The organism is Allorhizobium sp. GW101-3B10 (genome assembly GCF_059424725.1).
Genome location: NZ_JBWKZR010000001.1, coordinates 1,557,313 through 1,579,281 on the forward strand (window position 1 = coordinate 1,557,313; position 21,969 = coordinate 1,579,281).

The window sequence follows — 21,969 nt, forward strand, 5'->3', positions numbered from 1 at the left end:
CGTGAGCAACCAATGGGGCAGGGATAAGCAGCTGACGCAAGCGCGCGGCGGATCACCGTTCGTGCTGCTGATCGCGATCCTTGTCAGCCTGGTGCTCGGGGCTGCCGCCGGATATGGCGCCATGCGCTATCTTGGCCTGCAGGACGCCAGTCGGCTTGCCACGGTCGACCAGCAGATCGCCGACCTGTCCGCCCAGTTGAGCGACAGCAACCGGCGTCTCGCCGAAGCGGTCGAAGCGCGCAAGCGGGCAGAGACGGCCCTTGATGCCGGCGACCCGGAGACGGCCGCGCTGAGGCAGACGCTCGACAGCCAGCGCGGCGAACTCGACATCATGACCGACGGGATCGAGGCGACGAGCCGCGAACTTATGTCGGAGAAAGAGGAAAACACCCGGCTGGAGAAGGCTCTGGCGGACGCGCGCCAGCGCAGCCTCGCCCAGGACAAGGCGCTCGAAACGGCCAAACAGGAAGCAGCAAGCGCCAAGGAAACTGCCGACGCCGCCCTTGCCGACCTGAGGCAAAGGCTGGAAGCGTCGGAAGGCGAAGCGGGGCAGTCCCTGGCGCAGCTGAAGACCGTGGAGATCCCGCGTCTCGAGGCGCAGATAGCCGCGCTTGCCGAGAAGCTGGCCAAGGCCGAGGCGGCTGGGGACAAGATCTCCGCCGAGCGTGACGCCCTTGGTGCCCAGCTGGCCCGCAGCCGGGATGCCCTGACGAAGGCCGAGGACAAGCTCGCCCGCGAGCGTGAGCGCAGTGCCGGACTGCAGGCCGAGCTGGACGCGGCAAGGGCGGACAGCGCGCCAGGCCAAGATACAGCGCCCGACAGTCCGCCTTCGGCACCACCGGAGCCCCGCGAGGACCTGCCGCTCATCGCGGACGCGCCGCGGGACCCTCCCACCGTCGATGCGGTGCTCGCCAGGACGCCGGGCCTTGATCGGCTGTCGGCGGAAGACTACCAGCGCCTGCGGAGCCTGCTGGTGTCCGGTGAGTGCGTGACGACCGGCCTGCAGGCGGTCTTCCGCTCGGTGCCGGTCGTGACACTTCGCAACCTGATGCGCGACCTGAAAAGCGGTTGCTGAGCGAAAGGACCCTCGCCATGCCAACGAAACTCGTCACATTCCTCTCGGCCCTGGGGCTCGCCCTCGTCGCCACGACAGCCGCGGCCGACAGCTTCGAGCGCAACATCATGACCGGCGGGCCGAGCGGCACCTATATCCGCATCGGCCGCGACATCGCCGCGCTCGGCGCCGAATGCGGCCTTGGCCTCAACGTCGTGGAGAGTGCCGGTTCGCTGGAAAACTTCGTCGGCGTGCGCAACCGGCGCAATACCCAGTTCGGCATCGTCCAGAGCGACGTGCTCGAATATCTGAAGACCTTTGAGGCCAATGACCCGGAAGTGCAGCAGGCGGTGCGCGGCGTGCGCATCATGTTCCCGCTCTACAATGAGGAGGTCCACGTCCTGGCGCGAAGCGGCGTCGCCGATCTCAAGGGGCTCGCCGGGCAGAAGATCGCCATCGGCAAGGCCGACAGCGGCACGTATCTCACCGCGACGCTGATGCTCGACATATTGCAGATCAAGGCGGCGGAACGGCTGACGATCAATCCCGACGAGGCGCTGCCGAAGCTCTTGTCGGGCGAGATCGACGCCTTCTTCTACGTAGCGGGCGCACCAGCCGCCCTCTTTGCCAATGCCCAGATCGACGGCACGAAGTTCCATCTGCTGCCGATCAAGGATGCGCCGCTGCTGGCGACCTATACAGCGGCGACGGTGCCGGCCGCGACCTATTCCTTCCAGCAGGAGCCCGTCGATCTGGTCGCCGTCAAGGCCGTGCTGATGACCTATGACTACGATCCGAAGAAGAACGCCTATCACCGCGAGAGCTGCCGCTCGGTTTCGGATTTCTCCAGCCTGATCCTCAACGGCATGCCGGCCCTCGAGGCCAAGGGGCACCCGAAGTGGAAATCGGTCGACCTGACGGCCCTGCCGCCCGGCTGGCAGGTGGGAACCTGCGTCAAGGCGGGCATGGCGCTCGACTACAAGCCGGCCTGCACGGCGCCCGCAGCACAGCCGGCGCCGGCTCCTGACGCCAACGAGGAGTATCTGAACCTTCTCAAGCAGCGCCTGAAGAAAACGCCGTAAGGCGCTGGAATTGCTTCATAAGCGAAACTTAACTTTTTCCGGCATGAAAAAACCGGCGCGGTCGAGCAGACCGCGCCGGTTTTGCTGTTCTTCGTGACCGGCCCGCCCGGAGGCAAGCCGGCCGGGGCCGTTAGGCCGAGTAGTACATGTCGAATTCGACCGGATGCGGGGTCATTTCGAAGCGCATGACTTCGGCCATCTTCAGCTCGATGAACGAGTCGATCTGGTCGTCGTCGAAGACGCCGCCGGCGGTCAGGAACTTGCGATCCTTGTCGACGCTTTCGAGCGCTTCGCGCAGCGAACCGCAAACGGTCGGGATCTTCTTCAACTCCTTCGGCGGCAGGTCGTAGAGATCCTTGTCCATGGCCTTGCCGGGGTGGATCTTGTTCTTGATGCCGTCGAGGCCGGCCATCAGCATGGCGGCAAAGGCGAGATAGGGGTTGGCAGTCGGGTCCGGGAAGCGGACTTCGACGCGCTTGGCCTTCGGGTTCGAGCCGAACGGAATGCGGCACGAGGCCGAACGGTTGCGGGCCGAGTAGGCCAGCAGGACCGGCGCTTCATAGCCCGGGACCAGACGCTTGTAGGAGTTGGTCGACGGGTTGGTGAAGGCGTTCAGCGCCTTGGCATGCTTGATGATGCCGCCGATGAAGTAGAGGCAGGATTCCGACAGGCCGGCATATTCGTCGCCGGCGAAGGTCGGCTTGCCGTCCTTCCAGATCGACAGGTGGACGTGCATGCCCGAGCCGTTGTCGCCGAAGATCGGCTTCGGCATGAAGGTCGCGGTCTTGCCATAGGCATTCGCGACCTGGTGCACGACATACTTGTAGATCTGCATCTTGTCGGCGTTGCGCACCAGCGCGTCGAACTTGATGCCGAGTTCGTGCTGGGCAGCGGCCACTTCGTGGTGGTGCTTTTCGACCACGACGCCCATTTCTGCCAGCACGGTCAGCATTTCGGAGCGCATGTCCTGCAGGCTGTCGATCGGCGGAACCGGGAAATAGCCGCCCTTGACGCGCGGACGGTGGCCGAGGTTGCCGGTTTCATAGTCGGTGTCATCGTTCGACGGCAGTTCGGTCGAGTCAAGCTTGAAGCCGGTATTGTACGGATCGGCCTTGTACTTCACGTCATCGAAGACGAAGAATTCGGCTTCCGGACCGACGAAGGCGGTGTCGCCGATGCCGGACGCCTTGAGGTAGGCTTCGGCCTTCTTGGCGGTGCCGCGCGGGTCGCGGTTATAGGCTTCGCCCGAAACCGGATCGAGGATGTCGCAGATGATGACCATCGTCGACTGGGCGAAGAACGGGTCCATGTGGACCGTGTCCAGGTCGGGCATCAGAACCATGTCGGACTCGTTGATCGCCTTCCAGCCGCCGATCGAGGAACCGTCGAACATGACGCCGTCGGCGAACATGTCTTCGTCGACGCAGACGACGTCCATCGTGACGTGCTGCAGCTTACCCTTCGGGTCGGTAAAGCGCAGGTCGACGAACTTGACGTCGTTGTCCTTGATCTGCTTCAGAATATCTTGTGCGGTCGTCATTTTTTGAATTCCTTGAGTGTGATGACGATGATGAGTCCGGTCCCGCAGGGCGGGACAGACCGACTAGATGGCATCGACGCCCGTTTCACCGGTACGGATGCGAACGACTTCCTCGACGTTCGAAACGAAAATCTTGCCGTCGCCGATCCGGCCCGTCTGGGCGGCATTGCGGATCGCGTCGATGACAGCTTCGACGTTTTCGTCGGCGAGGACGACCTCGACCTTCACCTTTGGCAGGAAGTCCACCACATATTCCGCACCGCGGTACAATTCCGTGTGGCCCTTCTGCCGGCCGAAGCCCTTGGCTTCCGTGACCGTAATACCCTGCAGGCCGACTTCCTGAAGGGCTTCCTTCACTTCGTCCAGCTTGAAAGGCTTAATGATCGCTTCGATCTTTTTCATGAGAAAATATATCTCCGCTTCCCTCAACATGGCGGAAAGTCCCGCTCGGCCAACTCGATGCATGTAACGTGCCAGTTATGGCACAAACTGCGATCGAAAACGGGAAAAATTCACGTTCCCGAGGCAAATCTCGCGCAAGACTGGGCAAAACACCAGCGTGTTTTGCCAAAAAACTAAAATTTCGTGCGGTTCTTTCGTCGCAGACAATTCGCCGATTTTTCGGCTGGCGCGCAATTCAGCACAATTAAAAGGCTACTATTTATGCAAATGCACATTTCTTCGTCATTTTCCGTTGGCGCATGCTTTCCGTTCCCCGGGGCTCCGGAATCTGCTTTGATGCCTGCATGAAAAGCAATCATGAAACCCTGCTTCTGACACCTGCCGCGATGGGGCGCGCCGACCAGGCCGCGGCCCGGTCCGGCATCGATTCCTTCGGCCTGATGGAGAAGGCGGGGCAGGCGGTGGCGGCCGCGGCGCTCAGGCTCCTGCCCGGGGCACTGCGTTTCGTCGTGCTCTGCGGACCCGGCAACAATGGCGGTGACGGCTATGTCGCGGCACGGGCATTGGCCGATGCCGGCGCCGAGGTTGCAGTGTTCCGCCTCGGCGATCCGGCGCGGCTGAGAGGCGATGCGGCCACGGCCTTTGCAGGCTGCCCAATCGCCACCGACGCGCTCGACTGCTATGAACCGCGGCCGGGCGACGCGATCATCGACGCGATCTTCGGCGCCGGCCTCGATCGCCCGGTTCCGGAGGCCGTTGCGGCAGTCATCGACAAGGTCGGCGCGCGAGGCCTGCCGGTGATCGCCGTCGACCTGCCGTCGGGTCTGGAAGGGCGCACGGGCAGGGTGCTCGGGGCGGCCTTCGAGGCCTGCCACACCGTCACCTTCATGGCGCGCAAACCCGGTCACGTCCTGATGCCGGGCCGCCGCCTCTGCGGCCCCGTCGAAGTCTATGACATCGGAATTCCGCAGCGTATCGTCGCGGCCGAGGCCGGGCCGGCCAGGCTCAACACGCCTGCCGCCTGGGCCGAACTTCTACCGAAGGCCGAACCAGAGGCCCACAAGTTTCGCCGCGGTCATCTGACGGTCTTTTCAGGCCCCGCGACGGCGACCGGGGCCGCCCGGCTCTGCGCCGCGGCGGGCCTGAGAGCTGGGGCAGGCCTCGTCACCATCGCATCGCCCACAGATGCGCTGGGGGCCAATGCCGCGCAATTGACCGCTGTGATGCTGAGAGCGGTCGAGGATCTCGCTGCCCTTTCCGCCTATCTCGACGATCCGCGCCACAATGGCTTCGTGCTGGGGCCCGGCTTCGGCGTCGGCCGGAAGGCGCGTGATTTCGTCCTGGCGCTCAAGGATCGCCGGCTCGTGCTCGACGCGGACGGCATCACGTCGTTTCGCGACGATCCGCCTGTCTTGTTCGAGGCTTTCTCGACGGGGGAGACGCGGCTGGTGCTGACGCCGCACGAGGGTGAGTTCGCCCGGCTTTTCCCGGATATCTCCGGCGACGAAGCCCTCAGCAAGATCGACATGGCGCTTGGCGCCGCCGCGCGATCCCATGCGGTCGTCGTCTACAAGGGGGCCGACACCGTGATCGCCGCGCCGGACGGGCGGGCGCTGGTCAACACCAATGCGCCGCCGTCGCTCGCCACCGCCGGCTCGGGCGACGTGCTCGCCGGCATCATCGGCGGACTGCTGGCCCAGGGCATGCCGGCCTTCGAGGCGGCGGCAGCCGGCGTCTGGTACCATGGGGAGGCCGGCAACAGAGCGGGCAGGGGCCTCACCGCCGAAGAACTCATCAATCATATTGAACTGTGAGATAACGACTATTCGCTTCCTACGGCAGCGCCCGGCATAGTATCGCTGCGGCAAACCTCAGGGAGAATCGCGTGAAACCCGTTCATGTTCTGCTACTGGTGCTGGTCGCGGCACTCTGGGGCTTCAACTTCGTCGTCATCAAGCTCGGGCTGGACAATTTCCCGCCCTTGCTGTTCTCGGCCCTGCGCTTCTTCTTCGCCGCGGTGCCGCTCGTCTTCTTCATTCCCAAGCCCGACGTGTCGTGGCGGATCATCATCGGCATCGGCATCATGCTGGGCGTGGTGAAGTTTTCCTTCCTGTTCATCGGCATGGATGTCGGCGTGCCGCCGGGCCTTGCCTCGCTGCTCCTGCAGTCACAGGCCTTCTTCACCGTGCTTCTCGCCTTCCTGGTCTTCGGCGCGAAGCCGAGGCCGCTGCAGATGGCCGGCATGGCGGTCGCCTTTACCGGCATCGCGCTCATCGCCTCCTCCATCGACGGCGATTTCACCGTCACCGGCCTTTCGCTCGCCATTGCCGCGGCGGTCGCCTGGGCCTGCTCGAACATGCTGATGAAGAAGGCGGGCAATGTGCCGATGCTCAACCTGATGGTCTGGGTCAGCCTGGTTCCGCCGATCCCGCTCATCATCATCTCGGCGCTGTTCGAAGGCTGGGACCGCGATCTCGCCGCCATCGCCAACATCAATCTGGCGGGCGCCGGCGCGGTGCTGTTCGTCGCCTATGTCGCGACCATTTTCGGCTTCGCCGTCTGGGGCGCGATGATCAGCCGCTACGGGGTCTCGACGGTCGCGCCGTTCTCGCTGCTCGTGCCGGTGTTCGGCATGTCGTCCGCGGCCCTCTTGCTCGGCGAGGCCTTCGGCCCGTTGAGAATCGTCGCCGCCGTGCTGATCGTCGTCGGCCTGGTGATGAACGTGTTCAACCCGCAATGGCTCGGCCGCAAACCGGCGACCGCCTGACGATCGGGCCTAGAGCAGCCGGCTGCGACGCAGCATGCCCTCGTCCTCGAGCAACGGGTAGCCGATCGAGGCGAAGAGCGAGTTGATCTCCTTCAGGTCGCGCATCGTGTCGATATGCAGCGAGCTCGACTCGAAGCTCGCGGCATTGCCGTTGCGCAGGCGCTGCATATGCTGTTCCTCGCTGGCGCGCACCAGATTGCGCACCGCCTCCTTGCGCGCCACGAGCTGGCGGGCATGCTCGACGTCGCGATTGACCAGCAGGTTGAAGGCGAGGCGCGCATTCTTCACCACCTCGTTGTGCATGGCCGTGAGTTCCGCCCAGCCCTCGGGCGAGAAGGCGGCGTTGCGGTCATGCTTCTTGCGGGCCCGGTTCAGCATGTTCTGCGAGATGATGTCTGCGGCCTGCTCGATCTTGATGGTCGTGCCGAGCAGCGCCTGGCACTGCGCCGCCGATGCCTCGTCGAGCGCGCTTTCCGATATGCGGGCCAGATAGAACTTGATGTCGCGGTGGATCGCGTCGATCTCGTCGTCGAGCGCCTCGATCCGCTGCATCTTCTTTGCATCCCAGGTCTCGTAGAGCTCGAAGATCCAGTTGAGCATGACCTCGGTCTTCTCGCAGACCGTCAGGACCTCGCGCGTCGCATTGCTGATCGCCTGGCGTGGATTGGAAAGGTCGGCCGGATTGAGCACGGACAGGCGAACCGGCGCTGCCGTGTCCGGCGAAGGCCGGGAAAGGAAGGATTCCAGCGCCCGCGCCACGATGCCGCTGAACGGCAGGCCGAAGATCAGCACCGCGCAATTGATCGCCAGGTGGATCACCACCACGGCATCGCCCGGCTGGGCGGCAAAGAACAGGGGATCGAGGCCGAGGGCGAACTGCAGGGCGAGGGCCGCCACCGTGCCCAGACCGCGGATGACGACATTGCCGAGCGGCACGATGCGGGCGCCGGCCTCGGCATTCTTGGTGAGGATCGCGCCGATCACGGCCGCGCCGAAATTGGCACCGAGCACGAGCGGAATGATCAGCGCCGGCGGCAGGAGGTGACGGTCGGCAAGCGAGGCGAACAGAAGGATGGTCGCGACGCTCGAATGGAAGGCCCAGGCGAGCAGGGCGGACAGCAGAAAGGCAGTGATCCAGTCGCGCGACAGGTAGTTGAACACCAAAGGCAGGATCTCGCTCGAGCGCAGCGGATCGGACGCCTCGCCGATCAGCCGCAGCGACAGCAGCAGCAGGCCGAGGCCGAAGAGGATGCGGCCGGCCTGACGCCAGTTGCGTTGCTCCGAGGCGCGGAAGGCGATGGTGCCCATCAGCAGCAGGACCGGGATCAGCAGCGACAGGTCATAGCGCAGGATACGCACGACGAAGGCCGAGCCGACATCGGCGCCGAGCAGGGTGGCGACGCCGATGCCGGAGGAGACATAACCTCCGGCGACGAAGGACGAGACGATCAGGGCGACCGCGGTGGCGCTCTGCAGCACGATGGCGAAGAAGAAGCCGCCGAGCGCGGCCGAGAAGCGATTGCTGATCGCGAGCCTGAGCCGCTCCTTGAGCAGATTGCCATAGGCGCGCTCGATGCCGGTGCGAACCATGCGGGTGGCCCAGAGCAGCAGAGCGACGGCCCCGGCCAGATTGATGAAGACGACTATCCCTGACATGCGGCATTCCCGGAGCAAATAGGCCGAATCGCATGCGACGGCATGCCCCGGCAAAGCTGGTGAGCGTTGGCCTAAACCGCGTCGAACGCGCCCGGCCAAGCGACAGACGCTAGTCCATAATCGCCATTGTCACAACTTGATGCGCATGCAGGTATCGAGGGGAGCGAACGCCTCTAGGCGACCGCCTTCTGCAGGGCGCGCGCGCCGTTCGGCGCATTGACCTTGCCGCCCGAAATGAAGAAGGCGAAGACGTCGCGCGGTGCCTTTTCGACAGTCCGATCCGGGGCGATGGCCGGCAGGTCGTCCGGCACCCCGCCGCCAGCATAGGCTTTCAGCCTGTCGGCCCAGGCGTCGATGTCCTTCGGCGGATAGCAGCTCGGAATGTCGTCCTCGCCCTTCTGCAGCCGGGCATAGACGAAATCGGCCGTCGCATCGGCGAACATCGGATAGTCGTGATGATCGGCACAGACCGCCGCCACGCCGTATTTCGCCAGAAGGCTCACGAATTCCGGCACCTGGAAGGACTCATGGCGCGGCTCGACCACATGGCGAAGGGCGATCCCGTCCTGGCTCTTCGGCAAAAGCGCGAGGAAGGCCTCGAAATCGTCCGGCTCGAACTTCTTCGTGCCCATGAACTGCCAGAGGATCGGACCGAGATGGGCTCCAAGCTCGGTAATGCCCTGGGTCAGGAACTTTTCGACCGACGGCCCGGCCTCGGCCAGCACCTTGCGATTGGTGCAGAAGCGGCTGGCCTTCAGCGAGAAGACGAAATTTTCCGGCACGTCCGCCGCCCACTTGGCGAAGGTCGCCGGCTTCTGGCTCGAATAATAGGTGCCGTTGACCTCGATCGCCGTCAACTCGCGGCTGGCGAATTCGAGCTGCCGCTTCTTGGTCAACGTCTCGGGATAGAAAGTGCCTTCCCAGGGGTCGAAGGTCCAGCCGCCGATGCCGGTGCGGATTGTGCCGGATTGGGTCATGAAGCTATCCTCGTCTTTCGGTTCTAACGCTCAATCGGTTCCTGCGGATTTTCGCCGAAACCAAGGGCAGGGTCTTCGTCACCACTTTCGGGTACCAGCCGGAAAACTCTCGCCTCCTGTAGCGCGCCGCGGATATTGCCCGCTCGTAGCGCGCGGCGCACCCGATCGAGCTTGGCAATCCCGGCGTGCCCCATCGACGCTCCCCATTCGCCGACGTCCTCCAGTTCGACGGGGACCTCTGCGAGGTGTTCTCCCTCGCGAATGAGCTGCACTGATTTGTGAGTCATCGCTGACGCCTCCGTGTGAAACTCGCGTCCCAACGCTGCGGATCGTAATGTCCTCGATCCTGACCTCACTCCATTGTAATATTCACCATGAAGGATGAGGTTTCGTACTTACCCATCTGAACTAAGTATCCTGTGCCTGACAAAAACATTATGTGTAGCCATAGCCAGTTCTTTAGCCTGCACAAATCGGCTTCGATCGCAGCAAGCTCTTTTGACAATCTCTCCGATACTATCGATTCTGGATGCCGCTCATGCACAAGAGCACTCGCACGTGAGTACATGGACAATAGCTCGCTCGGTGCCACATCTAGTCCTGCTGCTGCGCCTTTCCCACCCTCAAGAACCGCAGCAAAACCAGGTTCAAGCGTGCCCATGCGTTGAGCGCTGGGAAGATGCAACAGCCCTTTATCGCGAAGCCATTTCAAAAGCTTGTCGGGGTCCTTGGTTCGCTGCTGGGCGAGCAACCTTTGATTTCTTATCTCTGCGGCACTCAAGGAAGCAAATACCACTCCTTCGATAATCTTCCGCACGTTCAGAGCTATAAGTTCAGCCCGCACAAGGTTATCACCTAGTCCCAGATTGCGATCATCACAAACGACGAACCGACTGCGAATCCTTAGCATGAGTTGAAAATACGCATCAGTCGGATTCAACGCCGTTCGTCCTCACTCCGCCGCCTGGCGCTTCTTCAGCGGTCGCCGTTCCAGCAGTTCCTTGAGGAACTGGCCGGTATAGGACTTCTCGACCTTGACGATGTCCTCCGGCGTGCCTTCGGCGACGATCATGCCGCCGCCGTCGCCGCCTTCGGGGCCGAAGTCGAGGATCCAGTCGGCGGTCTTGATGACTTCGAGATTGTGCTCGATGACCACCACGGAATTGCCCTGGTTGACCAGTTCCTGCAACATTTCGAGAAGCTTGGCGACGTCGTGGAAATGCAGGCCGGTGGTCGGCTCGTCGAGGATATAGAGCGTGCGGCCGGTCGACTTCTTCGACAGTTCCTTGGCGAGTTTGACGCGCTGCGCCTCGCCGCCCGACAGCGTGTTGGCCTGCTGGCCGACCTTGATATAGCCGAGCCCCACGTCGAACAGCGCCTGCAGCTTGTCGCGCACCGCCGGCACGGCGGAGAAGAAGTCGACGCCTTCCTCGACCGTCATGTCCAGCACGTCGGCGATCGACTTGCCCTTGAAGGTGACGTCGAGCGTCTCGCGGTTGTAGCGCTTGCCGTGGCAAACGTCGCAGGTGACGTAGACGTCGGGCAGGAAGTGCATCTCGATCTTGATCACGCCGTCGCCCTGGCAGGCCTCGCAGCGGCCGCCCTTGACGTTGAACGAGAAGCGGCCGGGCTGGTAGCCGCGGGCCTTGGCTTCCGGCAGGCCGGCGAACCAGTCGCGGATCGGGGTAAACGCGCCGGTATAGGTCGCCGGGTTGGAACGCGGCGTGCGGCCAATCGGCGACTGGTCGATGTCGATCACCTTGTCGATGAATTCGAAGCCGTCGATGCGGTCGTGCTCGGCCGGGTTTTCGCGCGCGCCCATGACGCGGCGTGCGGCGGCCTTGTAGAGCGTCTCGATCAGGAAGGTCGATTTGCCGCCGCCCGAAACGCCGGTGACGGCGGTGAACACGCCGAGCGGGATGGCGGCGGTGACGTTCTTCAGGTTGTTGCCGCGTGCGCCGACGACCTTGACCTGCTGGCCCTTCTTCGGCTTGCGGCGCTCGGACGGCACCGCGACGCCGAGCTCGCCGGTCAGATATTTGCCGGTCAACGATTTCGGATGGGCCATGATGTCCTGCGGCGAGCCCTGGGCGATCACCTCGCCGCCATGGATGCCGGCTGCCGGGCCGATGTCGACGACATAGTCGGCCGACAGGATCGCATCCTCGTCATGCTCGACGACGATCACCGTATTGCCGATGTCGCGCAGGTGCTTGAGCGTATCGAGCAGGCGGGCATTGTCGCGCTGGTGCAGGCCGATCGACGGTTCGTCGAGAACGTAGAGCACGCCGGTCAGTCCCGAACCGATTTGCGAGGCAAGCCGGATGCGCTGGCTCTCGCCGCCCGACAGCGTGCCGGAATTGCGCGACAGGCTCAGATAGTCGAGGCCGACATCGTTCAGGAAGGCGAGACGCTCACGGATCTCCTTGAGGATGCGTACGGCGATTTCGTTCTGCTTGGTCGTCAGCTTTTCCGGCAGGTCGACGAACCAGTTGCGCGCGACCCGGATCGACATCTCGGTCACCTGGCCGATATGCAGGCCGTTGACCTTGACCGCGAGCGCCTCGGGCTTCAGGCGGAAGCCGTTGCAGGACGGGCAGGGGGCCGCCGACATGTAGCGCTCGATCTCCTCGCGGGCCCAGGCGCTGTCAGTCTCCTTCCAGCGCCGTTCGAGATTCGGCACGATGCCCTCGAAGGTCTTGGTGGTGGTGTAGGAGCGCGCGCCGTCGGCATAGTGGAAGTCGATCTTTTCCTCGGTGCCGTAGAGGATCGCGTTTTGCGCCGCCTCCTTCAGATCCGACCATTTGCTCGAGAGCTTGAAGCCGAAGGCTTTGCCGAGCGCTTCGAGCGTCTGGTCGTAATAGGGCGAGGAGGATTTCGCCCAGGGGGCGATCGCGCCGTCGTTCAGCCGGCGCTGGCTTTCCGGCACAATCAGGGCGGTGTCGATCTTCTGCTGGAAGCCGAGGCCGTCGCAGGTCGGGCAGGCGCCGAAGGGATTGTTGAAGGAGAACAGCCGCGGCTCGATCTCCGGAATGGTGAAGCCGGAAACCGGGCAGGCGAACTTTTCCGAAAACAGCACGTGCTCGTGCGTGTCGTTGAGCGACTTGTTGGCACTGCCGCCGGCCGCCGTCTCTTCCGGAGGGAGCGGCTTGTCGGCAAATTCGGCAATCGCCAGGCCGTCGGACAGAACGTGCAGGCAGGTCTCGAGACTGTCGGCCAGCCGGCTTGCGATGTCGGGCCTGACCACGATGCGGTCGACGACCACGTCGATGTCGTGCTTGAACTTCTTGTCCAGCACCGGCGCCTCGGCGATCTCGTAGAACTGGCCGTCGATCTTGACGCGCTGAAAACCCTTCTTCATCAGGTCCGCCAGCTCCTTCTTGTACTCGCCCTTCCGGCCGCGCGCGATCGGCGCCAGGATGTAGAGGCGGGTGCCTTCCTCGAAGGCGAGGATGCGGTCGACCATCTGGGAGACCGTCTGACTCTCGATCGGCAGGCCGGTGGCGGGCGAATAGGGCACGCCGACGCGGGCAAACAGCAGGCGCATGTAGTCGTAGATCTCGGTGACCGTGCCGACCGTAGAGCGCGGATTGCGCGAGGTGGTCTTCTGCTCGATCGAGATCGCCGGCGACAGACCGTCGATCTGGTCGACATCCGGCTTCTGCATCATTTCGAGGAACTGCCGGGCATAGGCCGACAGGCTCTCGACATAGCGGCGCTGGCCCTCCGCATAGATGGTGTCGAAGGCGAGCGAGGACTTGCCCGAGCCGGACAGGCCGGTCATGACGATCAGCGAATTGCGCGGCAGATCGAGATCGATGCCCTTGAGATTATGCTCGCGCGCGCCGCGGATGGAGATATGTTTCAAATCGCTCATGTGGACTGGTCTCGACTGGACAAAGCTCTGCAGGGAGGGCACTCGGGAGGAGAGCTCTCCTTATTTAGTGACGCCCGCGCCCCTGTCGAGCGGCGGGAGTGGATTAAAGGGCGGTAAAATGATTCTATTGACAGCATCCTAGTGCATTACTAGAACAAATAAAGAACATTTTCGTTGTGGATTAACCCCGATCGCCGCCCAACCGCAAGACGGTTTGGTTTAAGGTGGGCGGATTTCTCTGTTTCGGAGCCGCATGATGGCGGCAGCAAGGTGAGTAATATGGCTGGCAGCGTCAACAAGGTAATTTTGATCGGCAATCTTGGCGCGGACCCGGAAATCCGCCGGACCCAGGACGGCCGTCCGATCGCCAATCTGCGCATTGCGACGTCGGAAAGCTGGCGCGACAAGAACACCGGCGAGCGCAAGGAGAAGACCGAGTGGCACACCGTGGTGATCTTCAACGAAGGTCTCTGCAAGGTTGCCGAGCAGTATCTGAAGAAGGGCTCGACGGTCTATGTCGAAGGCCAGTTGCAGACCCGCAAATGGCAGGACCAGAGCGGCCAGGACCGCTACTCGACGGAAGTTGTGCTGCAGGGCTTCAACGGCAACCTGACCATGCTCGGCGGTCGTGGCGACGGCGCCGGCGCCGCGCGCGGCGGCAGCGACTTCGGTGGCGGCTATAGCGGCGGCGGCGACGATTACGGCGCGCCGGCACCCCAGCGCGGCGGCGGCCAGCAGCGGGGCGGCGCCAGCGCTCCCCCGTCGGGCGGCTTCTCCCGCGATCTCGACGACGACATCCCGTTCTGATTCATGGCGGCGCTTCGGCGCCGCTTTTTCGTTGGGGGTCTCCGGCGGGAAACGGGGCCGCTTTGCATGATTGATGACCGATACTAGGGGGGACCACTATGGAAGAAATGAAACCGCAAGCCGGGCCGGCCTCATGGCGCATCATCCTGGCCTTTCTGCTCGATTTCTTCACCGCCTTCTTCGTGTTCGGCTTTGCCGTCGCATCGGTGGCGGGCGGACGAACGGAGGAGGGGTTCCAGTTGAACGGGTTGCCGGCGCTGATCCTGTTTGCCCTGGTCATCGCCTACTTCATCGTCTTCAACCGCTTTCTCGGCGGCACGATCTGGAAGCGCATCCTGAAGGCGCAGCGCTGAGTTCGCCGCAGGCGGCAGGCCGGCTTCGTCCGGCCGGCGCATCAGCCCGGGAAGGCCGATTTCACGCCGTCGACGACGAACTGCACCGAGAGAGCCGACAGAAGCACGCCGAGCAGGCGGGTGAGCAACGCCCGGCCGGTGACGCCGAGGAAGCGGTTCAACCGTTCGGCGAGGATCAGCGCGGCAAAGACCAGCGCCAGGCAGACGGCGATGACGGCGATCAGCTGGATCTTGCCGGTGACGCCGTCCATCGTGCCGGCGATCAGCACGGTGGCGGAAATCGCGCCGGGCCCGGCGATCAGCGGGATGGCGAGCGGGAAGACTGCGAGATTGTGGATGTGATCCTTGGTGATCGCCGCATCCGACGTCTTTTCCTTGCGCTCGTTGCGCTTCTCGAAAATCATCTCGAAGGAAATGGCGAACAGCAGCAGCCCGCCGGCGATGCGGAAGGCGCCCATGGAGATGCCGAGCGCGCCGAGGATGCTGGCGCCGAACAGGGCGAAGACGGCCAGCACGGCAAAGGCGATCAGCGAGCCGCGCACCGCGACCTGGCGGCGCTCGCCGGGATTCATGCCCACCGTCAGCCCGAGGAACAGCGGTGCCAGCCCCGGCGGGTCGACCGTGACCAGCAACGTCGTGAAGGCGTTGATCATCGAATCCGTACCGACCATGGATATTCCCCCGCTTTGCCGGAGCATTTAAATGCCAGCCGAGCAGTCTTGGCAAGTTCTTGATCGGCTTGGCTTTCCCACGCGCCAAAAGACTGTTTATAACCACCCCGTGCGGCCGGGCAAAATTGGCGCTTTCCAGCCCTTTCGGCTATAAACTTCGCAGTGATTCCGAACAGAGATCGTGACCTGATTTGACTGAGCAAAACACTCCCGGCGGCGGCAAGTACCCGCAAGGCATCGAGCCTATTTCCATCATGGAGGAAATGCAGCGGTCGTATCTCGACTACGCGATGAGCGTGATCGTGAGCCGCGCGCTTCCAGACGTCCGCGACGGTCTGAAGCCCGTGCATCGCCGCATTCTCTTCTCGATGAGCGAGATGGGGATCGACTGGAACAAGAAATACGTGAAATCGGCCCGCGTCACCGGCGACGTGATGGGTAAGTACCATCCGCACGGCGATTCCGCGATCTATGATGCGCTGGCCCGCATGGCGCAGGACTGGTCGCTGCGCCTCCCGCTGATCGACGGTCAGGGCAATTTCGGCTCGGTCGACGGCGATCCGCCGGCAGCCCAGCGTTATACCGAGTGCCGTCTTGAGAAGGTCGCGCATTCGCTGCTCGACGACCTCGACAAGGAAACCGTCGATTTCCGCGACAACTATGACGGCACGATGAGCGAGCCGTCGGTCGTTCCGGCCCGCTTCCCCAACCTGCTGGTCAACGGCGCCGGCGGCATCGCCGTCGGCATGGCGACCAATATCCCGCCGCACAACCTCACCGAAGTGATCAACGGCTGCATCGCCCTGATCGACGATCCGGCGATCGAGCTGTCGGACCTGATGCAGATCATTCCGGGTCCCGACTTCCCGACCGGCGCGATGATCCTCGGCCGTTCCGGCATCCGCTCGGCCTACGAGACCGGCCGCGGCTCGGTCATCATGCGCGGCGTTGCCCGCATCGAACCCATGCGCGGCGACCGCGAACATATCATCATCTCCGAAATTCCCTATCAGGTGAACAAGGCGACGATGATCGAGAAGATGGCCGAACTGGTGCGCGACAAGCGTATCGAGGGCATTTCCGACCTGCGCGACGAGTCCGACCGCGACGGCTATCGCGTCGTGATCGAGCTGAAGCGCGACGCCAATGCCGACGTCATCCTCAACCAGCTCTATCGCTACACCCCGCTGCAGACCTCGTTCGGCTGCAACATGGTGGCGCTCAACGGCGGCAAGCCGGAACAGCTGAGCCTGCTCGACATGCTGCGCGCCTTCGTCTCCTTCCGCGAGGAAGTGGTCAGCCGGCGCACCAAGTACCTGCTTCGCAAGTCGCGCGAACGCGCCCATGTCTTGGTCGGCCTGGCCATCGCGGTCGCCAATATCGACGAAGTCATCGGCCTGATCCGCCGCGCGCCCGATCCGGCGACCGCCCGCGAGCAGTTGATGACCCGCCGCTGGCCGGCCCATGACGTCGAGTCGCTGATCCGCCTGATCGACGACCCGCGCCACCGCATCAACGAGGACCTGACCTACAACCTCTCGGAGGAACAGGCCCGCGCCATCCTCGAACTGCGCCTCGCCCGCCTGACGGCCCTCGGCCGCGACGAAATCGACGAGGAACTGAACAAGATCGGCGCCGAGATCAGCGACTATCTCGACATCCTGTCGTCGCGCCTGCGCATCCAGACCATCGTCAAGGACGAGCTGACGGCGGTTCGTGACGAGTTCGGCACGCCGCGCCGCACGGTGATCATCGAAGGCGGTCCGGAAATGGACGACGAGGATCTGATCGCCCGCGAGGACATGGTCGTGACCGTGTCCCATGCCGGCTACATCAAGCGGGTGCCGCTCGCCACCTATCGCGCCCAGCGGCGCGGCGGCAAGGGCCGCTCCGGCATGGCGATGAAGGACGAGGATTTCGCCACCCGCCTGTTCGTCGCCAACACCCACACGCCGGTGTTGTTCTTCTCCTCGCGCGGCATCGTGTACAAGGAAAAGGTCTGGCGTCTGCCGATCGGCACGCCGACCTCGCGCGGCAAGGCGCTGATCAACATGCTGCCGCTGGAACCCGGCGAACGCATCACGACGATCATGCCGTTGCCGGAGGATGAAAAGAGCTGGGACAATCTCGACGTCATGTTCGCGACGACCCGCGGCACGGTTCGCCGCAACAAGCTCTCCGACTTCGTCCAGGTGAACCGCAACGGCAAGATCGCCATGAAGCTCGAGGACGAGGGCGACGAGATCCTGTCGGTCGAAACATGCACGGAACGCGACGACGTGCTGATGACCACAGCACTCGGCCAGGCGATCCGCTTCCCCGTCGACGACGTGCGCGTCTTCGCCGGCCGCAACTCGATCGGCGTGCGCGGCATCACGCTCGCCGACGGTGACCGGATCATCTCCATGACCATTCTCGGCCATGTCGATGCCGAGCCGTGGCAGCGTGCCGCCTACCTCAAGCGTTCGGCCGCCGAACGCCGCGCCAGCGGCGTGGACGAGGAGGACATCGCGCTCGTCGGTGAGGAGGTGACCGAGGAAGGTCAGCTCGACGACCAGTTCTACGAGGAGCTCAAGGCACGCGAACAGTTCGTGCTCACGGTTTCCGAGCGGGGCTACGGCAAGCGTTCGTCGTCCTACGACTTCCGTATCTCGGGCCGCGGCGGCAAGGGCATCCGTGCCACCGACACGTCGAAGACGAACGAAATCGGCGAACTGGTCGCCGCCTTCCCGGTCGAGGACAAGGACCAGATCATGCTCGTATCCGACGGCGGCCAGCTGATCCGCGTCCCGGTCGACGGCATCCGTTTTGCCAGCCGCGCAACGAAGGGCGTCACCATCTTCTCGACCGCCCAAGATGAGAAGGTCGTGTCGGTCGAGCGCATCAACGAGCCGGAAGGCGATGAGGAGGGCGATCTCGAAGCCGCTCCCGCATCCGGTGACGAGACCATGCCGGATGCCGGCGCCGCACCGGCTGCGGACGACGCATCGGCGCCGGAAGACACCGAGGAATGACAAAGAGCCCGCCGGAAGCGGCGGGTTCGACATGGAAAGGCCGAAGCATCGTCAAGATGCTTCGGCCTTTTTCATTGGAGGTCATGCAGCGAATGTCAGGAATGATGCGTCTGCGGACTGGCCTGGCCGGGTGGATCCGGGCGGGTGTGACCGCAGCGGCGGCGGGGCCTTGTCAGAACGCCCGGTGGCGTTCGGCCATGGCCCGGAATTCGTCGCCTTCACGGCGAAGCGCGTTGATCGTCGAGGCGACCGACGCGAGGAACATGCCGCAGATCAGGGCGGCGAGTATCGTCAGGGTCGTGAACATGCTCGTCCTTCCTTTCTTTATCCTGCGGCACGTATTCCGGCATTCGACTGGCTATGCGGTGCGACTAACGTCCGACCGGATAATAGCGGGCAAGCTGCGGACCGTAGTTGTTCGCCTCGGCCCGGTCGTTCATGTAGAAGGTGGCGGAGGTGGCGAGCATCGCCGTCATCATGGCCACCCATACGAGATTGATCATCGTAACCTTGTCGTGCATCGAAGTCGTCCTTTCGGAATACGGCCTGGATTGCCGTAAAAATGCGCGGCACGAACAAACGTTCATGCCATTCAATCGGTTTTATTCGGGGCGAGGTGAAACGCGCCTTAACGTTCCGTTCATCTGGCGTTCATCTTCGCGACGGAAAAGGCCGAACGCGGATCCGCCGGCCTCAAGGTAGGCGCGCAGCAGCAGCAGGCCGAACTCGGTGAAAAGTGCCGCGACTGCGGCGAAAATGGCGAGAAGTGCAAGCATCGTGGTCCCCTGGCACAGGATGGGCGGCATGTTTGCCTGCCCCGTCTGACAGCGTTATGAACCCTGGCCGCTGAAGCCGTCTTGAACGCCGCATTCAGCATCCGTTCATCTGCCGGGCAGGGGCGGGGCGGGCCCAAATCACTTGCGGCTGGCGCGCTTCCATGACAAAAGGCGTCGAAACAACCATCGGGCTGCCATGACGATCGCTTTCTATCCCGGCTCATTCGATCCGATGACCAACGGCCATCTCGATGTGCTCGTGCAATCGCTGAACGTGGTATCGAAGGTGATCGTCGCGATCGGCGTTCATCCGGGAAAGACGCCGCTGTTCAGCTATCAGGAGCGGGCAGGCCTGATCGCCGCCGCCCTCGCCGAAAGCCTTCCGGACCGTGCCGGCGACGTCTCCGTCGTCGCCTTCGATCGCCTCGCCGTCGATGCGGCGCGCCAGAACGGCGCGAGGCTCCTCATCCGCGGCCTGCGCGACGGCACCGATCTCGACTACGAAATGCAGATGGCCGGCATGAACTACCAGATGGCGCCGGACCTGCAGACCATCTTCCTGCCGGCCGGCACGGCCTCGCGGCCCATTACGGCCACATTGGTGCGTCAGATCGCCTCCATGGGCGGCGACGTCAGTGCCTTCGTGCCGCCCGTCGTCTTCCAGGCGCTGAAGTCCAAACTCTCGCGCTGATCATCGTTGAAGTCATTGGAGTGATCATGAGACTCTTTCAAATTGCCGCTGCCCTTTTCCTCGCCGTCGCCGCCATCGGCCCGGCGCACGCCGCCTCGGGCGACAATACCCTGACCATCCAGCTGAAGGATGGCCCGGTCGTCGTCGAGTTGATGCCCGACGTCGCGCCGAAGCACGTCGCGCAGATCAAGGAACTGGCCTCCAAGGGCGAGTATGACAACGTCGCCTTCCACCGCGTCATCGAGGGCTTCATGGCCCAGACCGGCGACGTCGAATTCGGCGACATGGAAGACGGCTTCAATGCCGGCCGCGCCGGCACCGGCGGCTCCAAGCTGCCCGACCTTCCGGCCGAGTTCTCCAAGGTTCCCTTCGAACGCGGCGTGGTCGGCATGGCCCGGTCGCAGGATCCGAACTCCGCCAATTCGCAGTTCTTCATCATGTTCGCCGACTATCCGCCGCTGAACGGCGAATACACCGTCGTCGGCAAGGTCCTGTCGGGCATGGAGCTGGTCGACAAGATCAAGCGCGGCGACGGCGGCAACGGCGAAGTGTCCGATCCCGACCGCATGATCAAGGTCACCGTCGGCAAGAAGTAACAATCGGGCATCCGCCCCAAAGAGGAGAAATATCATGGCCGAGATCAAGGATCCGGAAAACACCGTCATCATGGAAACCACCAAGGGCAAGGTCGTGATCGCGCTCTTCCCGGAGCTGGCCCCCGGCCATGTGGCCCGCATCAAGGAACTGTCGCGCGAAGGCGCCTATGACGGCGTCGTCTTCCACCGCGTCATTCCCGACTTCATGGCCCAGACGGGCGACGTGAAGTTCGGCAAGAAGGGCGGCGAGAGCTTCAACCCGGGCCGTGCCGGCATGGGCGGTTCGGACAAGCCCGACCTGAAGGCCGAATTCTCGGCTACCCCGCACGTGCGCGGCACCTGCTCCATGGCCCGCTCGCAGAGCCCGAACTCGGCCAATTCGCAGTTCTTCGTCTGCTTCACCGATGCCCCGTGGCTCAACAAGCAGTATTCGGTCTGGGGTCAGGTCATCGACGGCATGGACGTCATCGACCAGATCAAGAAGGGCGAGCCCGTCAGCGATCCCGACTCGATCGTATCGATGAAGGTTGCCGCCGACGCTTGATCGGGCTTGATTTGGAGACCCGCCCCGGCGTATCGCGCCCGGGCGGGTTTTCGCGTTTTGAAGAGGTGTCGCAGCAATGCGCGTAGACCAGTTCGATTTCGACCTTCCCGACGAGAATATCGCGCTGAGGCCGATGAGCCCGCGCGACCAGGCCCGGCTGCTCGTCGTTCGGCCGGACGGCAAGCCCGTGCTGTCGGACGCCCGGGTCTGCGACCTGCCGTCGTTCCTGAAACCCGGCGATGCGCTGGTGTTCAACGACACCAAGGTCATCCCGGCCCAGCTCGAAGGCGTGCGGCTGCGCGAGGGGGCCGAGCGAACGCCGGTCTCCGCCACCCTGCACATGCGGGTCGATGGCAGCCGCTGGAAGGCCTTTGCCCGGCCGGGCAAGCGCATCAAGCTTGGCGACCGTATCGAATTCGGCCATTCCGGCAATGCCTGCCTGCTCGGCACGCTCGGTGCCGTCATCGAGGAAAAGGGCGAGGCGGGCGAGGTGACCCTGCGCTTCGACTTCTCCGGTTCGGCGCTCGACGAGGCGATCGCCACCGTCGGCCACATTCCGCTTCCGCCCTATATCGCTTCCAAGCGCGAGGAGGACGAGAAGGACCGGACCGACTACCAGACCATGTATGCGCGGGAGGAAGGGGCGGTCGCCGCCCCGACCGCCGGCCTGCATTTCACCCCCGAGCTTTTCGCCCGGCTGGACGCCGCCGGGATCGAACGCCATTTCGTCACGCTGCATGTCGGCGCCGGCACTTTCCTGCCGGTGAAGGCGGAAGACACCGCCGATCACAAGATGCACCACGAGATCGGCCAGGTCTCGCGCGCCACCGCCTCGGCGCTCAATGCGGTCAGGGCGCGGGGCGGGCGGATCGTTTCGGTCGGTACCACGTCGCTGCGCCTGCTTGAGAGCGCCACCTCCGAGGCGGGCGAGATCCAGCCCTGGTCGGGTGCGACCGACATCTTCATCACGCCCGGCTACCGATTCCGCGCCGTCGATGTGCTGATGACCAATTTCCATCTGCCGAAATCCACGCTGTTCATGCTGGTTTCGGCCTTTGCCGGCCTCGACACCATGCGGGCGGCCTACGCCCATGCGATCGCGGACGGCTACCGCTTCTATTCCTATGGCGATGCCAGCCTGCTCTTCCGGAAAGACACCTGA

At 63.7% G+C, this 21,969-nt stretch carries 22 protein-coding genes; 11 read left to right on the plus strand and 11 right to left on the minus strand.

Annotation, left to right across the window (positions count from 1 at the left end; genetic code table 11):
* Position 1: 1 nt before the first annotated feature.
* A complete protein-coding gene (locus AC07Y0_RS07405; protein WP_498675957.1) occupies positions 2-1,075 on the plus strand; it encodes a hypothetical protein in 1,074 nt (357 codons plus the stop codon).
* Positions 1,076-1,092: 17 nt separating this feature from the next.
* Entirely contained in the window at positions 1,093-2,136 is a 1,044-nt protein-coding gene (locus AC07Y0_RS07410) for a TAXI family TRAP transporter solute-binding subunit (RefSeq protein WP_498675959.1), read from the plus strand.
* A 130-nt stretch (positions 2,137-2,266) separates the two neighbouring features.
* Here AC07Y0_RS07410 and glnA read toward each other — a convergent pair whose 3' ends face one another.
* Entirely contained in the window at positions 2,267-3,676 is a 1,410-nt protein-coding gene (glnA, locus tag AC07Y0_RS07415; RefSeq protein WP_028735222.1) for a type I glutamate--ammonia ligase, read from the minus strand.
* A gap of 63 nt (positions 3,677-3,739) precedes the next feature.
* Positions 3,740-4,078, minus strand: coding sequence for a P-II family nitrogen regulator (locus AC07Y0_RS07420; RefSeq protein WP_015916113.1), 339 nt, complete (start codon positions 4,076-4,078; stop codon positions 3,740-3,742).
* A gap of 344 nt (positions 4,079-4,422) precedes the next feature.
* On the opposite strand from AC07Y0_RS07420, the gene AC07Y0_RS07425 reads away from it, so the two are divergent.
* Both AC07Y0_RS07425 and AC07Y0_RS07430 read left to right on the plus strand, forming a co-directional pair.
* Positions 4,423-5,892 carry an NAD(P)H-hydrate dehydratase gene (locus tag AC07Y0_RS07425; RefSeq protein ID WP_498675961.1) on the plus strand — a complete coding sequence of 490 codons (1,470 nt, stop codon included), beginning with the start codon at positions 4,423-4,425 and terminating at the stop codon, positions 5,890-5,892.
* A gap of 71 nt (positions 5,893-5,963) precedes the next feature.
* Positions 5,964-6,845: an EamA family transporter gene (locus tag AC07Y0_RS07430; protein ID WP_498675963.1), complete on the plus strand. Its 882-nt coding sequence runs from the start codon at positions 5,964-5,966 to the stop codon at positions 6,843-6,845.
* 9 nt (positions 6,846-6,854) lie between these two features.
* Here the strand turns inward: AC07Y0_RS07430 and AC07Y0_RS07435 are convergent, their stop codons facing one another.
* The 5 genes from AC07Y0_RS07435 to uvrA form a co-directional block, all read right to left on the minus strand.
* The gene (locus AC07Y0_RS07435; RefSeq protein WP_498675965.1) at positions 6,855-8,501 is read right to left on the minus strand and encodes a Na/Pi cotransporter family protein; all 1,647 of its coding nucleotides are present in this window, start codon (positions 8,499-8,501) and stop codon (positions 6,855-6,857) included.
* Positions 8,502-8,674: 173 nt separating this feature from the next.
* Positions 8,675-9,478: a DUF72 domain-containing protein gene (locus tag AC07Y0_RS07440; RefSeq protein WP_498675966.1), complete on the minus strand. Its 804-nt coding sequence runs from the start codon at positions 9,476-9,478 to the stop codon at positions 8,675-8,677.
* A 23-nt stretch (positions 9,479-9,501) separates the two neighbouring features.
* Entirely contained in the window at positions 9,502-9,765 is a 264-nt protein-coding gene (locus tag AC07Y0_RS07445; RefSeq protein ID WP_498675967.1) for a hypothetical protein, read from the minus strand.
* 65 nt (positions 9,766-9,830) lie between these two features.
* Positions 9,831-10,418, minus strand: coding sequence for a hypothetical protein (locus AC07Y0_RS07450; protein WP_498675969.1), 588 nt, complete (start codon positions 10,416-10,418; stop codon positions 9,831-9,833).
* 12 nt (positions 10,419-10,430) lie between these two features.
* Entirely contained in the window at positions 10,431-13,355 is a 2,925-nt protein-coding gene (gene uvrA / locus AC07Y0_RS07455; protein WP_498675971.1) for an excinuclease ABC subunit UvrA, read from the minus strand.
* Between the two features lie 279 nt (positions 13,356-13,634).
* On the opposite strand from uvrA, the gene AC07Y0_RS07460 reads away from it, so the two are divergent.
* Together AC07Y0_RS07460 and AC07Y0_RS07465 are read left to right on the plus strand one after the other, a co-directional pair.
* Positions 13,635-14,162: a single-stranded DNA-binding protein gene (locus AC07Y0_RS07460; protein WP_498675973.1), complete on the plus strand. Its 528-nt coding sequence runs from the start codon at positions 13,635-13,637 to the stop codon at positions 14,160-14,162.
* 98 nt (positions 14,163-14,260) lie between these two features.
* Entirely contained in the window at positions 14,261-14,515 is a 255-nt protein-coding gene (locus tag AC07Y0_RS07465; RefSeq protein ID WP_498675974.1) for a hypothetical protein, read from the plus strand.
* Positions 14,516-14,556: 41 nt separating this feature from the next.
* On the opposite strand, the gene AC07Y0_RS07470 is transcribed toward AC07Y0_RS07465, so the two are convergent.
* Complete coding sequence (locus AC07Y0_RS07470; RefSeq protein ID WP_498675976.1) at positions 14,557-15,186, minus strand: MarC family protein; 630 nt, start codon at positions 15,184-15,186, stop codon at positions 14,557-14,559.
* Between the two features lie 191 nt (positions 15,187-15,377).
* On the opposite strand from AC07Y0_RS07470, the gene gyrA reads away from it, so the two are divergent.
* The gene (gyrA, locus tag AC07Y0_RS07475; RefSeq protein WP_498675979.1) at positions 15,378-18,200 is read left to right on the plus strand and encodes a DNA gyrase subunit A; all 2,823 of its coding nucleotides are present in this window, start codon (positions 15,378-15,380) and stop codon (positions 18,198-18,200) included.
* Between the two features lie 172 nt (positions 18,201-18,372).
* Here the strand turns inward: gyrA and AC07Y0_RS07480 are convergent, their stop codons facing one another.
* The 3 genes from AC07Y0_RS07480 to AC07Y0_RS07490 form a co-directional block, all read right to left on the minus strand.
* A complete protein-coding gene (locus AC07Y0_RS07480; RefSeq protein ID WP_498675980.1) occupies positions 18,373-18,507 on the minus strand; it encodes a hypothetical protein in 135 nt (44 codons plus the stop codon).
* A 64-nt stretch (positions 18,508-18,571) separates the two neighbouring features.
* Positions 18,572-18,721, minus strand: coding sequence for a hypothetical protein (locus tag AC07Y0_RS07485; RefSeq protein WP_454745970.1), 150 nt, complete (start codon positions 18,719-18,721; stop codon positions 18,572-18,574).
* An 81-nt stretch (positions 18,722-18,802) separates the two neighbouring features.
* Entirely contained in the window at positions 18,803-18,976 is a 174-nt protein-coding gene (locus AC07Y0_RS07490; RefSeq protein WP_498675982.1) for a hypothetical protein, read from the minus strand.
* Between the two features lie 196 nt (positions 18,977-19,172).
* On the opposite strand from AC07Y0_RS07490, the gene coaD reads away from it, so the two are divergent.
* The 4 genes from coaD to queA all read left to right on the plus strand — a co-directional run bounded on the left by coaD (position 19,173) and on the right by queA (position 21,969).
* Positions 19,173-19,667 (plus strand): pantetheine-phosphate adenylyltransferase, encoded by a 495-nt coding sequence (gene coaD / locus AC07Y0_RS07495; protein ID WP_498675984.1) that lies wholly within the window; start codon positions 19,173-19,175, stop codon positions 19,665-19,667.
* 26 nt (positions 19,668-19,693) lie between these two features.
* On the plus strand, positions 19,694-20,263 hold the full coding sequence (locus AC07Y0_RS07500; protein WP_498675987.1) for a peptidylprolyl isomerase: 570 nt from the start codon (positions 19,694-19,696) through the stop codon (positions 20,261-20,263).
* A gap of 34 nt (positions 20,264-20,297) precedes the next feature.
* Positions 20,298-20,807, plus strand: coding sequence for a peptidylprolyl isomerase (locus AC07Y0_RS07505; protein WP_498675989.1), 510 nt, complete (start codon positions 20,298-20,300; stop codon positions 20,805-20,807).
* 76 nt (positions 20,808-20,883) lie between these two features.
* Positions 20,884-21,969, plus strand: coding sequence for a tRNA preQ1(34) S-adenosylmethionine ribosyltransferase-isomerase QueA (gene queA, locus AC07Y0_RS07510; RefSeq protein ID WP_498675991.1), 1,086 nt, complete (start codon positions 20,884-20,886; stop codon positions 21,967-21,969).